The organism is Streptomyces tropicalis, from assembly GCF_029269835.1.
GTDB lineage: Bacteria > Actinomycetota > Actinomycetes > Streptomycetales > Streptomycetaceae > Streptomyces > Streptomyces tropicalis.
This window is the reverse complement of the sequence record NZ_JARJBB010000006.1, coordinates 88,828-103,584: the sequence shown is the minus strand read 5'-3', so window position 1 is coordinate 103,584 and position 14,757 is coordinate 88,828. Positions and strand designations below refer to the sequence as shown.

Here is a 14,757-nt window from a genome sequence, read left to right as displayed (position 1 = left end):
GCCCGCGCGCGGGCGCGTCGCAGCGCTCAGACCGCGGAGGGGGGCAGCGGCAGCGGCAGCCCGGGCAGTCCGTCCAGGCTGGTGGCCACGTGCTCCTTCCTGGTGAAGTACGCGCTCAGCGACGCGTCGTCCTCGCGGGCGAAGCGCTGCCAGTGCAGGTCGCGGTCCGCCTCGTACGCCATCAGCGGGACCGCGTACCCGCAGGTGTCCCGCACCAGCTCGGCCCGGACGACGACGACCGCGCGCAGGCCGTGCGCGGACGGGTCGATGTCCGGGAAGTGCGTGAGGAGGCCGGGGAAGCGGGGGTCGTCGCGGAACACCGGCTCGCCGCGGCCGTGGACGCGCACGATGTTCGGTGGGCCCTGGAAGGCGCACCACATGAGGGTGATCCGGCCGTTCTCCCGCAGGTGCGCGACGGTCTCCGCGTTGGACCCGGCGAAGTCCAGGTAGGCCATGGTGCGTTCGTCGAGCACGGCGAAGGAGCCCTTGAGGCCCTTGGGGGAGAGGTTCACGGTGCCGTCGCCGGAGAGGGGGGCGGTGGCGGTGAAGAAGACGGGCTGCTCCTCGATGAAGCCGCGGAGCCTGCCGTCGATGCGCTCGTAGGTCTTTCCCATGGCCGTTGATTGTCCGCGCGTTTCCTGCGCCTGTCCGGGGAATTCCGCGCCGCTGCGAGCCGCATCCCCGCATCCCCGTGCCGCACGCTCCCTCCGGGCCCCGCCTCCGCCCCCCCGCGGCCGTCCCGGCCGGCGTGTCCTCGGGGCGGCCGCGGGTGCCTGCCGGCCGGGGGGCGGGCGGGCAGGCCACCGGGGGCCGCGGATGCCGTCCGGCCCGGTCGCCGTCCGGCCGGGACCGGTGCGGGACCGCGTCCGGCGAGAGGTACGGACCGGCGCGCCCGGCCGTTCAGACGCGGATGGGATTGACGAACCATGCAGAGTTCTGCATACTCATGCATGTCAGCGAATGCACTGTGAGGAGAAACCCGTGACCGAGCGCGTCGTACTCGCCTACTCAGGCGGTCTGGACACCTCCGTCGCCATCGGCTGGATCGCCGAGGAGACGGGCGCCGAGGTCATCGCCGTTGCGGTCGACGTCGGCCAGGGCGGCGAGGACCTGGACGTCATCCGCAAGCGCGCCCTCGCCTGCGGTGCCGTCGAGGCCGAGGTCGCCGACGCCAGGGACGAGTTCGCCGACGAGTACTGCCTCCCGGCGATCAAGGCCAACGCCCTCTACATGGACCGCTACCCGCTGGTCTCCGCCCTGTCCCGGCCGACCATCGTCAAGCACCTGGTCGCCGCCGCCCAGAAGCACGGCGCCTCCACGGTCGCCCACGGCTGCACCGGCAAGGGCAACGACCAGGTCCGCTTCGAGGCCGGCATCGTGGCCCTCGCCCCCGACCTCAAGTGCATCGCCCCGGTCCGCGACTACGCCATGACCCGGGACAAGGCCATCGCGTTCTGCGAGGAGAAGAACCTCCCGATCGCGACCACCAAGAAGTCCCCGTACTCCATCGACCAGAACGTCTTCGGGCGCGCCGTCGAGACCGGCTTCCTCGAGGACATCTGGAACGCGCCGATCGAGGACATCTACGAGTACACGCAGAACCCGGCGCTCGCCCGGGAGGCCGACGAGGTGGTCATCACCTTCGAGGCCGGCGCCCCCGTCGCCGTCGACGGCCGGCCCGTCACCGTCCTCCAGGCCATCCAGCAGCTCAACGAGCGGGCCGGAGCCCAGGGCATCGGCCGGATCGACATGGTCGAGGACCGCCTGGTCGGCATCAAGTCCCGCGAGGTGTACGAGGCTCCCGGTGCGATCGCCCTGATCACCGCCCACCAGGAGCTGGAGAACGTCACCGTCGAGCGTGAACTCGCCCGCTACAAGCGGCAGGTCGAGCAGCGCTGGGGCGAACTGGTCTACGACGGCCAGTGGTTCTCCCCGCTCAAGCGGGCCCTGGACGGCTTCATCGACGAGGCCAGCCGGCACGTCTCCGGCGACGTCCGGATGACCCTGCACGGCGGCCGCGCGGTCGTCACCGGCCGGCGCTCCGAGTCGTCCCTGTACGACTTCAACCTGGCCACCTACGACACCGGCGACACCTTCGACCAGGCCGCGGCCAAGGGCTTCATCGACCTCTACAGCCTGTCGTCGAAGATCGCCGCGAAGCGTGACCTGGCGGGCGGCGCCTGACACGGGCCCGCCCGACCCGCCCGGGCACCCCGCACGCACTAGCCTGACAACCGCCTCCTCACTTCCGGGTGGGGAGGCGGCGGCACATCCAGACCCCCGAGGAGCAACGCAAGTGAGCAGCAACAGCGGTGACGTCCGGCTCTGGGGCGGCCGTTTCGCCGACGGTCCCGCCGAGGCCCTGGCGAAGCTGTCCGCGTCCGTCCACTTCGACTGGCGCCTCGCGCCCTACGACATCGCCGGGTCCCGCGCCCACGCCCGCGTGCTGCGCACGGCGGGGCTGCTCACCGACGACGAGCTCACCCGGATGCTGGCCGGCCTGGACCGGCTGGAGGCGGACGTGGCGGACGGCTCCTTCGTCGGCACCGTCGCCGACGAGGACGTCCACACCGCCCTGGAGCGCGGCCTGCTGGAGCGCCTCGGCCCCGACCTCGGCGGCAAGCTGCGCGCCGGCCGGTCCCGCAACGACCAGGTCGCGACCCTGTTCCGCATGTACCTGCGCGACCACGCCCGGATCGTCGGCGGCCTGATCGCCGAGCTCCAGGACGCGTTCGTCGGCCTCGCCGAGGCCCACCCGGACGTGGCCATGCCCGGCCGCACCCACCTCCAGCACGCCCAGCCGGTCCTGTTCGCGCACCACGTCCTGGCCCATGTCCAGGCCCTGTCCCGGGACGCCGAGCGGCTGCGCCAGTGGGACGAGCGCACCGCCGTCTCCCCCTACGGATCGGGTGCGCTGGCCGGCAGCAGCCTCGGCCTCGACCCCGAGGCGGTCGCCGCGGACCTCGGCTTCGAGCACGGCAGCGCCGGGAACTCCATCGACGGCACGGCCTCCCGGGACTTCGTCGCGGAGTTCGCCTTCATCACCGCCATGATCGGCGTGAACCTCTCCCGGATCGCCGAGGAGATCATCATCTGGAACACGAAGGAGTTCTCCTTCGTGACCCTGCACGACGCGTTCTCCACCGGTTCGTCGATCATGCCGCAGAAGAAGAACCCGGACATCGCCGAGCTGGCGCGCGGCAAGTCCGGCCGCCTGATCGGCAACCTGACCGGGCTGCTGGCGACCCTCAAGGCGCTGCCGCTGGCGTACAACCGCGACCTGCAGGAGGACAAGGAGCCGGTCTTCGACTCCTGCGACCAGCTGGAGGTCCTGCTCCCCGCCTTCACCGGCATGGTGGCCACCCTCACCGTCCACCGCGACCGCATGGAGGAGCTGGCGCCCGCCGGCTTCTCGCTGGCCACCGACATCGCCGAGTGGCTGGTCCGGCAGGGCGTGCCCTTCCGGGTGGCGCACGAGGTCGCCGGCGAGTGCGTCAAGGTCGCCGAGGCCGAGGGCAAGGAGCTGGACGAGCTGACGGACGAGCAGTTCGCGAAGATCAGCGCCCATCTGACGCCCGAGGTCCGCACGGTCCTCAACGTGCCCGGCGCGCTGGCCTCCCGCAGCGGCCGCGGCGGCACGGCGCCGAGCGCGGTCGCCGTCCAGCTCGCCGAGGTGAAGCAGGACGTGGCCGCACAGCGCGTCTGGGCCACGGCCAAGCAGGCGAAGTAGCAGGTCGCGACGGGCGGGGCGGCACGGGATACGTTGGTCCTCCACGGCAAGGAACCGACCGAACGGAGCCCGTGATGCCCTTCGCCCTCCCCCAGGCCCGCGGCTCCGCCCGACCAGGAGGCACCCCCGCCTGCCACGTCGGCCTGGGGCTGGCCGCCGTCGGGCGTCCCGGCTACATCACCCTCCGCCGCGACCGGGACCTGCCGGCCGACCGCACCGTCGACGCCCTGCGCGCGCGCACCCACGAACTCCTGGACGCCGCCTACGCGCAGGGCGTCCGCTACGTCGACGCGGCCCGCTCCTACGGCCGGTCCGAGGAGTTCCTCGCCGACTGGCTGCGCGCCCGCCCGGACGCGGACGACGTCGTCGTCGGCAGCAAGTGGGGATACACCTACACCGCCGACTGGCGCACCGACGCCGAGAAGCACGAGGTCAAGGACCACGGCCTCGCCGCCTACGAGCGGCAGCGCGCCGAGACCGACGCGCTCCTCGGGGACCGGCTGGACCTCTACCAGATCCACTCCGTCACCCCGGACAGCCCGGCCCTGACCGACCGGAAGCTGCACGCCGAGCTGGCCGAGGCCGCCGCCCGGGGCGTCACCGTCGGCTTCTCCACCAGCGGCCCCGCACAGGCGGACGCCGTCCGCGCCGCACTCGCCGTGACGGTCGACGGCGCGCCCCTGTTCCGTACCGTCCAGTCCACGTACAACGCGCTGGAGACCTCCGCGGGCCCGGCGCTCGCCGAGGCGCACGACGCCGGGCTCACGGTGATCGTCAAGGAGGGCGTGGCCAACGGCCGGCTCGCCGGTCCCGGGGCGCCGCAGGCCCTGCGGGACGTGGCCCGGGAGACGGGGCTCGGGTGCGACGCCGTGGCGCTCGCCCTGGTGCTGCGCCGACCGTGGGCGGGCGTCGTCCTCTCCGGCGCGGCGACCGTCGCCCAGCTCGCCTCGAACCTGCAGGCCGCCGCCGTGGACCTGGACGACGAGCGGGTGGCCCGCCTGGACGCGCTGGCCGAGGACCCGCACGCGTACTGGGCGCAGCGGGCCCGGCTGCCCTGGCACTGAGCCGCCGGCGCACCCAGCACCCCGCACCCGGCACCGCGCACCCCGTACCGCGCACCCCGTACCGGCGGATTCCGGTGCCCACACCCCTCAGCCTGAGACGCACATGCCCGTGATGAGACAAAGATGTCTCACATGGGGTATCGTCGTCTCATGGCCGTCGACCGTGACCACGTGCTGCGCAGCGCAGCCGCCCTGCTCACCCGCAAATCCACCGCCACCATGGACGAGGTCGCCAAGGCGGCCGGGATCAGCCGGGCCACGCTGCACCGCCAGTTCTCCGGGCGCGACGCGCTCGTCCGGGCGCTGGAGTCGCTCGGCATCGCGGAGTGCGAGGCCGCCCTCGACGCGGCCCGCCTCGCGGACGGCCCGGCCGCCGACGCCGCACGGCGCCTGATCCGCGAGATCGAACCGGCCGCCGGCCTGCTCGCCTTCCTCTACACCGAGAACCAGCTCTTCGAGGGCGAGCAGCAGAACGCGGGCTGGGCCCGCATCGACGAACGCATCGCGGAGCTCTTCCGCCGCGGCCAGGCCGACGGCACGTTCCGCATCGACCTCAGCCCCGGCTGGCTCACCGAGGCGCTCTACGGCCTGCTGGCCGCCGCCTCCTGGGCCGTGTGCGAGGGCCGCGTGGCCCCCAGGGACTTCACCCACATGACCGCCGAGCTGCTGCTGGGCGGCGCACTGCGAAGAGAGGAACCATGACCGGCACCCTGCAGACGGCCCGCGCGGCGGAAGTGGAGAGGCGCCCGGGCCGCTGGCTCGCGCTCTCCGTCCTCGTCCTGGCCGTGCTGCTGGTGGCCGTGGACGCGACCGTCCTCGGCCTGGCGACGCCCTACATCAGCGAGGACCTCCGGCCCTCCGGCACCCAGCTGCTGTGGATCGGCGACGTGTACTCGTTCGTCATCGCGGGTCTGCTCGTCTCCATGGGCAGCCTCGGCGACCGCGTCGGCCGCAAGCGCATCCTGCTCGTCGGCGCCACCGCCTTCGGCGCGCTGTCCGTCCTCAACGCCTACGCGACCACACCCGCGCTGCTGATCCTGGCGCGGGCGCTGCTCGGCGTCGCGGGCGCCACCCTGATGCCCGCCACCCTCGCCCTGATCCGCAACCTCTTCCACGACGCGCGCGAGCGCAGTCTCGCCATCGGCATCTGGGGCGCCACCGCCTCCGCGGGCACCGCCGTCGGCCCGATCGCCGGCGGGTTCCTGCTGGAGCACTTCTGGTGGGGCTCGGTGTTCCTGATCAACCTGCCCGTGATGGCGGTGCTCGTCCTGGTCGGCATCCGCACCCTGCCGGAGTCCCGCACCCTGCACCCCGGCCCCTGGGACCTGCGCAGCGTCCTGCTGTCCCTGGTCGGCATGATCGCCCTGGTGTACGCGGTGAAGGAGGCCGCCGGCCGCGGCCCCACCGCAGTGAGCCTGGTCACGGCCCTGCTCGGAGCGGTGGCGCTGTACGGCTTCGTGCACCGCCAGCTCACCCTGCCGACCCCGCTGCTGGACATGCGGCTGTTCCGCAACCGCGGCTTCAGCGGCGCCGTGCTCGCCGACCTGCTGACCGTGCTCGGCATGTCCGGCCTGGTCTTCTTCCTCTCCCAGTACCTGCAACTGGTCCAGGGCCGGCGGCCGTTCGAGGCGGGCCTGGCCGAGCTGCCCGCCGCGGTGGGCGCGGTGGCGGCCGGCCTGGTCGCGGGGCGCGCGGCCCGGCGCTTCTCGGTGCGGGCCGTGGTCTGCGGCGGACTGGCCGCCGTGGGCCTGGCGCTCGCCGCCCTGACCGCCCTGAGCGCCACCACCGGCTACCCGCTGCTGGGCGCCGCCCTGCTGGTGGTCGGCGTCGGTGCCGGACTCTCCTTCACGGTGACCGCCGACGTCATCCTCGCCGCGGTCCCCAAGGAGCACGCGGGAGCCGCCTCCGCGGTGTCCGAAACGGCGTACGAACTCGGCGCGGCCCTCGGCATCGCCCTGCTCGGGTCCATCGTGACGGGCGCCTACCGCGGCTTCGCCGGTCCGGCGGGCACCCCTCCCGCAGCCCGCGAGTCGCTGGGCGGCGCCGTGGAGGCGGCGGCCGGGATGCCGCAGCACGCGGCGCGGGAACTGCTCACCGCGGCCCGGGACTCCTTCGTGCACGGCCTGCACCTGGCGTCCGGCGCGGGTGCGGTGGTGCTGCTGGCCACGGCGGTCGCGGCCTGGTTCCTGCTGCGCGGCCGGCGGCTGTGACCGCACGGCCGCTGTGACCCCGCGGCCGCGGGGCGGTGCCCCGGCGGCCGGGCGGCTCAGGCCGCCTTCGCCTTGGTGGCGTACATGTCCACGTACTCCTGGCCCGAGAGCTGCATGACCTCGGCCATCACCGAGTCGGTCACCGCGCGCAGCACGTACCGGTCCCGGTCCATCCCCTCGTAGCGGGAGAACTCCATCGGCTCGCCGAAGCGGACGGTGACCCGGCTCGGCCGGGGCAGGCCCGAACCGCTCGGCTGGATCTTGTCCGTCCCGATCATCGCGAACGGGACCACGGGGGCGCCGGTCATCAGCGTGAGCCGCGCGATGCCGGTGCGCCCGCGGTAGAGGCGGCCGTCGGGGGAGCGGGTGCCCTCCGGGTAGATGCCGAAGACCTTGCCCTCCTCCAGGATCCGGCGGCCGGTCATCAGCGCCGCGACACCGCCCTTGCCGCCGTCGCGGTCCACCGGGATCATGCCGACGCCGGTGAAGAACCAGGCCATCAGCCGGCCCTTGAACCCCTTGCCGGTGACGTACTCGTCCTTGCCGATGAACATCACCTGCCGGTCGCAGACCAGCGGCAGGATCATCGAGTCGATGAACGTCAGGTGATTGCCGGCCAGGATGACCGGACCGTCGCCCGGGATGCGCTCCGCGCCCTCCACCCGTGGGCGGAACATCAGGCGCATGATCGGACCGAGCACTGCCTTGATGAGCACGAAGCGGGACAACGGGCCCTCCGGTGTCAAGGGATGCGGGATGAGTCTGTGCAGGTGAGGACGATACTCGCGAGTCGGGGCCGAATGCACATCGGGCTCACCGCGTCTTACGCACTGTTGACGTGGATTTATCCCGGACACCACGTCGCCGCGCCCCCGTTCACCAGGACGGAACACTCCGGTGGCAGCCGTCACGCGCGGCTGCGCCCGCCCCGGCCGCCCGGCGGGTCGTCACCCCGTCCGCCCCGTCCGTCATCCCGCGTCACCCGGGTGTTCGGCACAAGGCCTCCCGCCGGTCATGCGCACCCCCCTACGATCGGCGCGCACCCCCCGGACCACACGACGGCAGGAGACGGTTCATGGGCACGCAGGAGTCGGACGGACAGGCACAGGCGACCGGACGCCGGGCGCTGCTCGGCGCCGCGGTGCTCGGCGCGGGTGGAGCGGTCCTCGGCCTGCCCGGTGCGGCGCGCGCGGCGGGCACGGGGGCCAAGGCGGCCGGACCGGTCGCGGACGCAGGCGCCCCGGCCGGTCGCGGCGGCCTGAAGAGCCTCCCGGTGCCCACGGTCATCGGCCACCGGGGCGCCAGCGGCTACCGTCCCGAACACACCTTCGGCTCCTACGAGCTCGCCCTCGACCTCGGCGCCCACGTCGTCGAGGCCGGCGACCTGGTGCCCACCCGCGACGGCCACCTGGTGTGCCGTCACGAGCCGGAGATCGGCGGCACCACCGACGTCGCCGACCACCCCGAGTTCGCCGGCCGCAGGACCACCAAGACCCTCGACGGCGTGCCCACCACCGGCTGGTTCACCGAGGACTTCACCCTCGCCGAACTGAAGAGGCTGCGCGCCGTGGAGCGCATCCCGGCCAACCGCCCGCACAACACCCTCTACAACGGGCGCTGGGAGATCCCCACCTTGGAAGAGGTCCTGAAGTGGCAGGACGAGCAGACCCGCAAGCGCGGCCGGCAGGTGTGGATCTACCCCGAGACCAAGCACCCCACCTACTTTCGCAAGCTGGGCCTCGGCCTGGAGGAGCGGGTGGCCAAGCTGCTGCGCACGCACGGCAAGGACGGCCGGGACGCGCCGGTCATCCTGCAGTCCTTCGAGCCCTCCAGCATCCAGCGCCTGAACAAGCTCGTCGACAACCCGCTCGTCGTGCTGCTCTCCACCGCCGACAGCCGCCCCTGGGACTTCGTCGAGGCCGGCGACCCGCGCACCGTCGCCGACCTCGTCACCCGGCGCGGGCTGCGCGAGATCGCCTCCTACGCGCAGGGGATCGGGCCCACCACGGACCTGGTCGTCCCCCGGGACAAGGACGGCAACCTCACCGAGCCCACCACGCTGGTCCGCGACGCCCACGCCGTCGGCCTGGTCCTGCACCCCTACACCATGCGCAACGAGAACCCGTTCCTGCCGCCGAAGTACCGCCGGGGCACGGCACCCGACGCCTACGGCGACGCCTTCGCCGTCTTCCGGACGTTCTTCGCCACCGGCATCGACGGCATCTTCACCGACAACGCGGACACCGCGCTCCTCGCCCGCGCCGACTTCGTCAACGGCTGAACGCCCGCTGACCGCTTGGGGTGAACCCGCGGCCGGCCCGGCAACCCGCGCCGGCCCGGCCGCGTCGTGCCGCATATGACGCACGACCTGCTCACCGCCCTGCGCCCGCTGCTCGCCGCCGAGGCCTCGGCCGAGGCGCACGCCTCGGGTGCCGAGCCCGGCGACCTCGAACAGGCCGTATGGGTGCGGCTGCTGGAGCGCCTGGCCGCGGGCCGCCCGCCCCGCGACCCGCAGGTCTGGCTGCGCCGCGCCGTCCGCCTGGAGGCCCGCCGCGCCCGCCGCACCGACCGCATCGAACGCCCCTACGGCCTGGAACCCGCCGACCCCCACGCCAGCGGCCCCGAGCAACTCGCCCTCGCCGCCGCCGGCCTGCGCTCGCTGCGCTCCGCCGTGCGCCGTCTGCCCGGCCGCTGCCCCCGGCTGCTGGAGGCGCTGCTGTCGCCACGCGACCTCACGTACCGGGAAATCGCGGGCGAGTTGGGCATCTCACAGGGAAGCCTGGGTCCGGAACGTTCCCGATGCCTGGGATGTCTGCGACGACTGCTGACGCCGGAGGTTGCGGCGCGCCGGGCACGGGGATAGGAGTGGGGACGACAGGTGATCAGGTGAGCGGGAGGCGTGCGCACATGGGCATGAGCGTGACCATCTCTGCGGCGGCCGGGCAGGACGCGGAGCAGATCTTCAGGTTGCAGTACCTGTGCTTCCAGGGCGAGGCGGCGCTGTACGGGAACTACCGCATCGACCCGCTCGTCCAGACCCTGGACTCGGTCCGTCAGGAGGTCGCCGACGACTGCGTCTTCGTGGCGCGGCTCGGTGACGAGGTGGTCGGCTCGGTCCGGGGCCGGGTCACCGGGGACGGCGCCGCCTCCATCGGCACGCTCTGCGTCCACCCGCGGCTGCAGGGCCACGGCATCGGTGCCCGGCTGCTCCGCGCCGCCGAGGCCGTCCTGGCCGGGGAGCGCGGCGCCACCGTGTTCCGGCTGCACACCGGCCACCGCAGCGAGGGCAACCTGCGCCTGTACCGGCGCGTCGGCTACCGGACGGTCGGCACCTCCGAGGGTGCCGACGGCGTCCCGATGATCGTCCTGGAGAAGCCCGCCGGCACGTACGTGACGACGGCGTAGACGCGGCACGGCCGGGGCGGCGGCCCCGGCCGGACCGGTCAGGCGGCGTGCTGCTCCTGCCGGTGCGCCCGGCGGAGCCAGTACAGAGCGGAGACGGGCAGCAGCACGGGGATGAACAGGTAGCCCATGCCGTAGTCCGACCACACGGTCGCGTCCGGGAAGGCGGACGGCTCGACCAGCGTCCAGGTGCCCACGACCAGCACGCCCGCGAGCTCCGCGGCACAGCACACCAGCGCGGCCCGCCGGGCCCTCTCGCCGCCGCGGACCAGCGAGTACGTGATGAAGCCGTAGACCACGCCCGCGACCGCGGAGAGCGTGTAGGCGAGCGGGGCGCGGCCGAAGTCGGTCGCGATCTGGTAGGCGGAGCGCGAGACCGCGCCGACGACCATCACGCCGTACAGCCACAGCAGGACCATCCCGGGCCCGCCGATCAGCCGGGTCCGCGCCGGCTTCGGCTCGGTGGCGGTCATCTCATCCTCCCCAGATGTCGTAGAGCCGCACTTCGAGGACGGCGAGCACCACGCCCGCGGCCGCCACCGTCACCGAACCCCAGCGCGTCCGCTCCGCCAGCGACATGAAGCCCGCCGCCGGCACGCAGGCGAAGGCGCCCAGCAGATAGGCCACGAAGATCGTCGTGCCCTGCTCCGGCTTCTGGCCGCGGGCGAGCGCCACGAACCCGACCACCAGTTGGACCACGGCCAGCAGCGTGACCACGCCCATCCCGATGAAGTGCCAGTCCTTGGTCGGCTGGTCGCGGTGGGCCGCCCATCCGCACCATGCGGCGAGCAGCAGCGCGGCGACGCCGGTCGCCAGCGTCAGGGCATCAAGCATGCTGCGACCTTATTACGGCGCAAATGGCCCGCGGTCCCCGGGCCCGCGCCCGTGCCCCCCGGGGGTAACGGCGCGGGCGGTCCGGCGGGTGCAGAGGCCGTGGCGTTCGCCACAGGCGTCGTGCGGCAGGCCCGCACGGCGCCCCTGCGGCGCCCCGCCGGCACCCTTGCCGCCCCTGGCCGGGCGGCCCGGAAGCGGGGCCCGTGCCGGGCCGGACCGGGGTGTCCACGACGGTCCAGCATGCGGACAAGGATTCCGGGCCGCCCCGACCCGTCTGCTTTACTGGCCGCATGACCACGACGAGCGACCGCACCCCTGCGACCGAGGCGCCCCTGACGCCCGGTGCTCGTTGTCTGTGTCCTGTGCGTCGAATGTGCGCCTTCTAGAGGGCCCCTGCACCGCCTGAGCCTCGCGCCCCGAAGCGAGAGCCCGCTCCCGTCCGCCCCCGTGCCCGCCACGTCCGGCGCCGCGGACCGAGCGACCCCCTCAGCCTGACCGGCGTGGGGGCACCCCCACCACGCACACGCGTCCCGCCACCGAAGCGCCACCGCGGGCACCGTGCTGCGTCCCGGCTGCCCACGACCATGAATGCCGTGCGCGGCGCCCACGACGCGCCCCGCACTCGACAGTGACGGAATCCCACGTGATCACCACATCGGGCCTGACCAAGATCTATCGGGCCGACCGCTCGCGCGGCCGCGAGGTCACCGCCCTCGACGGCGTCGACCTGCACGTCCGCGAAGGCGAGGTGTACGGCGTCATCGGCCAGTCCGGCGCCGGCAAGTCCTCGCTCATCCGCTGCATCAACCTCCTGGAGCGCCCCACCTCCGGCACGGTCACCGTCGCCGGGCAGGACCTCACGGCCCTCGCCGGGCGCGGCCCCCGTGCCGGGAAGGAGCTGCGCCGGGCGCGCAGCCGCATCGGCATGGTCTTCCAGCACTTCAACCTGCTGTCCACCCGGACCGTGCAGGACAACGTCGAGCTCCCGCTGGAGATCCTCGGCACCACGGGCCGGGACCGCTCCCGCAAGGCGCTCGAACTGCTCGACCTCGTCGGCCTCGCCGACAAGGCCGGGGCGTACCCGGCCCAGCTCTCCGGCGGGCAGAAGCAGCGCGTCGGCATCGCCCGCGCCCTCGCCGGCGACCCGAAGGTGCTGCTCTCCGACGAGGCCACCAGCGCCCTCGACCCGGAGACCACCCGCTCCATCCTCCAGCTGCTGCGCGACCTCAACCGGCAGCTCGGCCTGACCGTCCTGCTCATCACCCACGAGATGGACGTCGTCAAGAGCGTCTGCGACTCGGCCGCCCTGATGGAGCGCGGCCGCATCGTCGAGTCGGGCACCGTCGGCGAACTGCTCGCCACCCCGGGCTCGGAGCTGGCGTCCGCGCTGTTCCCGGTCGGCGGCGACGCCTCCGGCCCCGACCGGACCGTCGTCGACGTCACCTTCCACGGCGAGGCCGCCACCCAGCCCGTCGTCTCGCAGCTGGCGCGGACCTACAACATCGACATCTCCATCCTCGGCGCCGCCGTCGACACCGTCGGCGGCCTCCAGGTCGGCCGGATGCGCATCGAGCTGCCCGGCCGCTACGAGGACAACGTGGTGCCGATCGGCTTCCTGCGTGAGAAGGGACTGCAGATCGACCTCGTCGACAACCCGGCCGACCCGGCCGTCCCGGCCGTCCCGGCCGGCCCCGCCGCTCAGGCCCTGCTGGTGAAGGAAGGTGCCAAGTGACCTGGTCCGAGACGCAGCCGCTGCTGTCCCAGGCGTCCTGGGACACCCTCTACATGGTGGGCTGGTCCACGCTCTTCGCCGTGGTCGGCGGGCTCCCGCTCGGCCTCCTGCTGGTCCTCACCGACCGTGGCGGGCTGCTGCAGAACCTCCCCGCGAACAAGGTGCTCGGGCAGGTCGTGAACGTCGCGCGGTCGATGCCGTTCATCATCCTGATGGTCGCCCTGATGACCTTCACCCGCTCGATCACGGGCACGACCATCGGCCGCGAGGCCGCCATCGTCCCCCTGGCCATCGGTGCCGTCCCGTTCTTCGCGCGCCTGGTCGAGACGGCCGTCCGCGAGGTGGACGGCGGACTCGTCGAGGCCGTGCAGTCGATGGGCGGCAACACCTGGACCGTCGTCCGCAAGGTCCTCGTACCGGAGTCCCTGCCCTCGCTGATCTCCAGCACCACCACGACGATCGTCGCCCTCATCGGCTACTCCGCCATGGCCGGCACGGTCGGTGCCGGCGGCCTCGGCGACATCGCCATCCGCTACGGCTACCAGCGCTTCGAGACCCAGCTGATGTGGATCACGGTCGCGATCCTCGCGGTCGTCATCTCCGTCATCCAGTTCGCCGGCGACTTCGCGGCGCGCTCGCTGCACCGCCGCGGCGGCCGCTCCGGCCCCGCCCCGAGGCTGCGGCTGCTCAGGGCCGAGGAGCCCGCGGCCGCCGCGGTCGACAAGGTCGCCTGAGCCGGCACCCACCCCCCAGACCCCCCGTCCACCCATGACGGGGTCGCACCACTCATGAGGAAAGGCACTTTTCGTGCGTAACACCGCCAAGATCACCGCCGCCGTCGCCGCCGCCGGAGCCCTCACCCTCGGGCTCTCCGCCTGCGGCTCGGGCACCCAGAGCAACGGATCCGCCGGCCCCGCCGGCCCCCTGGTCGTCGCCGCGAGCCCGACCCCGCACGCCGAGATACTCACCTTCGTCAAGCAGCACCTGGCGAAGAAGGCGGGCCTCGACCTGGAGGTCAAGGAGTTCACCGACTACGTCACGCCGAACACGGCGACCGAGGACGGCTCCGTCGGCGCGAACTACTTCCAGAACAAGCCCTACCTCGACGACTTCAACAAGAAGAACGGCACCCACATCGTGCCGGTCGTCACCGTGCACCTGGAGCCGCTCGGCCTGTACTCCCACAAGGTCCGCAAGACGGCCGCGCTGAAGGACGGCGCCACCGTCGCCGTCCCCAACGACACGGTCAACGAGGCGCGGGCCCTGAAGCTCCTGGCGGCAGGCGGCCTCATCACCCTCAAGAGCGGTGCGGGCACCGAGGCGACCCCGCAGGACATCGCCGCGAACCCCAAGCACCTGAAGTTCAAGGAGCTGGAGGCGGCCCAGACCCCGCGCTCCCTGGACGACGTGGACGCCGCGGTCGTCAACGGCAACTACGCCATCTCCTCGGGTCTGAAGCCCGCCAAGGACGCCCTGGTCCTGGAGTCGGCGAAGAACAGCCCCTACGGCAACTTCCTCGCCGTCAAGAAGGGCGCCGAGAAGGACCCGCGGGTGAAGAAGCTCGCCAAGCTCCTCACCTCGCCCGAGGTGAAGAAGTTCATCCAGGACAAGTACGCGGGCTCCGTCCTCCCGTCGTTCTGACCCTCCCTCAGGCACCCCCGGCGCCGCGTACGACGCGGACCGCCGGGCCCGGGGCCCGCACCCGCGACGGGTGCGGGCCCCGTGGTGCGTGCGGCCGCCCCCATGCTGCATGCTGGGCAGTTCAGCCAGGTCCCGAAGGATTAC

Annotated in this window: 15 protein-coding genes; 11 read left to right on the top strand and 4 right to left on the bottom strand. The window is 73.0% G+C overall.

What is annotated here, in order from left to right:
* Positions 1-26: 26 nt before the first annotated feature.
* Positions 27-614, bottom strand: coding sequence for a pyridoxamine 5'-phosphate oxidase family protein (locus P3H78_RS14290; RefSeq protein ID WP_276109332.1), 588 nt, complete (start codon positions 612-614; stop codon positions 27-29).
* Between the two features lie 367 nt (positions 615-981).
* On the opposite strand from P3H78_RS14290, the gene P3H78_RS14285 reads away from it, so the two are divergent.
* From P3H78_RS14285 to P3H78_RS14265, 5 genes are all read left to right on the top strand, one after another.
* Positions 982-2,184: an argininosuccinate synthase gene (locus P3H78_RS14285; protein ID WP_276109331.1), complete on the top strand. Its 1,203-nt coding sequence runs from the start codon at positions 982-984 to the stop codon at positions 2,182-2,184.
* 112 nt (positions 2,185-2,296) lie between these two features.
* Positions 2,297-3,730 (top strand): argininosuccinate lyase, encoded by a 1,434-nt coding sequence (gene argH, locus P3H78_RS14280; protein ID WP_276109330.1) that lies wholly within the window; start codon positions 2,297-2,299, stop codon positions 3,728-3,730.
* Between the two features lie 74 nt (positions 3,731-3,804).
* Positions 3,805-4,794: an aldo/keto reductase gene (locus P3H78_RS14275; RefSeq protein WP_276109329.1), complete on the top strand. Its 990-nt coding sequence runs from the start codon at positions 3,805-3,807 to the stop codon at positions 4,792-4,794.
* Positions 4,795-4,944: 150 nt separating this feature from the next.
* A complete protein-coding gene (locus tag P3H78_RS14270; RefSeq protein WP_276109328.1) occupies positions 4,945-5,496 on the top strand; it encodes a TetR/AcrR family transcriptional regulator in 552 nt (183 codons plus the stop codon).
* The gene (locus P3H78_RS14265; protein WP_276109327.1) at positions 5,493-7,004 is read left to right on the top strand and encodes an MFS transporter; all 1,512 of its coding nucleotides are present in this window, start codon (positions 5,493-5,495) and stop codon (positions 7,002-7,004) included. The genes P3H78_RS14270 and P3H78_RS14265 overlap by 4 nt, the downstream gene beginning before the upstream one ends.
* Before the next feature lie 56 nt (positions 7,005-7,060).
* On the opposite strand, the gene P3H78_RS14260 is transcribed toward P3H78_RS14265, so the two are convergent.
* Complete coding sequence (locus P3H78_RS14260; protein WP_276109326.1) at positions 7,061-7,732, bottom strand: lysophospholipid acyltransferase family protein; 672 nt, start codon at positions 7,730-7,732, stop codon at positions 7,061-7,063.
* Between the two features lie 347 nt (positions 7,733-8,079).
* Between P3H78_RS14260 and P3H78_RS14255 the strand changes: the two genes are divergently transcribed.
* The 3 genes from P3H78_RS14255 to P3H78_RS14245 all read left to right on the top strand — a co-directional run bounded on the left by P3H78_RS14255 (position 8,080) and on the right by P3H78_RS14245 (position 10,409).
* On the top strand, positions 8,080-9,285 hold the full coding sequence (locus P3H78_RS14255) for a glycerophosphodiester phosphodiesterase (RefSeq protein ID WP_276109325.1): 1,206 nt from the start codon (positions 8,080-8,082) through the stop codon (positions 9,283-9,285).
* Between the two features lie 75 nt (positions 9,286-9,360).
* Positions 9,361-9,867 carry an RNA polymerase sigma factor gene (locus P3H78_RS14250; protein ID WP_276109324.1) on the top strand — a complete coding sequence of 169 codons (507 nt, stop codon included), beginning with the start codon at positions 9,361-9,363 and terminating at the stop codon, positions 9,865-9,867.
* Between the two features lie 44 nt (positions 9,868-9,911).
* Positions 9,912-10,409 carry a GNAT family N-acetyltransferase gene (locus tag P3H78_RS14245; RefSeq protein WP_276109575.1) on the top strand — a complete coding sequence of 166 codons (498 nt, stop codon included), beginning with the start codon at positions 9,912-9,914 and terminating at the stop codon, positions 10,407-10,409.
* Positions 10,410-10,447: 38 nt separating this feature from the next.
* Here the strand turns inward: P3H78_RS14245 and P3H78_RS14240 are convergent, their stop codons facing one another.
* Both P3H78_RS14240 and P3H78_RS14235 read right to left on the bottom strand, forming a co-directional pair.
* Positions 10,448-10,879: a hypothetical protein gene (locus P3H78_RS14240; protein WP_276109323.1), complete on the bottom strand. Its 432-nt coding sequence runs from the start codon at positions 10,877-10,879 to the stop codon at positions 10,448-10,450.
* A 1-nt stretch (position 10,880) separates the two neighbouring features.
* Entirely contained in the window at positions 10,881-11,240 is a 360-nt protein-coding gene (locus tag P3H78_RS14235; RefSeq protein WP_276109322.1) for a hypothetical protein, read from the bottom strand.
* 643 nt (positions 11,241-11,883) lie between these two features.
* Here P3H78_RS14235 and P3H78_RS14230 point away from each other — a divergent pair.
* The 3 genes from P3H78_RS14230 to P3H78_RS14220 all read left to right on the top strand — a co-directional run bounded on the left by P3H78_RS14230 (position 11,884) and on the right by P3H78_RS14220 (position 14,613).
* Positions 11,884-12,972: a methionine ABC transporter ATP-binding protein gene (locus P3H78_RS14230; protein ID WP_276109321.1), complete on the top strand. Its 1,089-nt coding sequence runs from the start codon at positions 11,884-11,886 to the stop codon at positions 12,970-12,972.
* Positions 12,969-13,706 (top strand): methionine ABC transporter permease, encoded by a 738-nt coding sequence (locus P3H78_RS14225; protein WP_276109320.1) that lies wholly within the window; start codon positions 12,969-12,971, stop codon positions 13,704-13,706. Before P3H78_RS14230 ends, P3H78_RS14225 begins: the two co-directional genes overlap by 4 nt.
* A gap of 73 nt (positions 13,707-13,779) precedes the next feature.
* Positions 13,780-14,613 (top strand): MetQ/NlpA family ABC transporter substrate-binding protein, encoded by an 834-nt coding sequence (locus P3H78_RS14220; RefSeq protein WP_276109319.1) that lies wholly within the window; start codon positions 13,780-13,782, stop codon positions 14,611-14,613.
* Positions 14,614-14,757 lie beyond the last annotated feature (144 nt).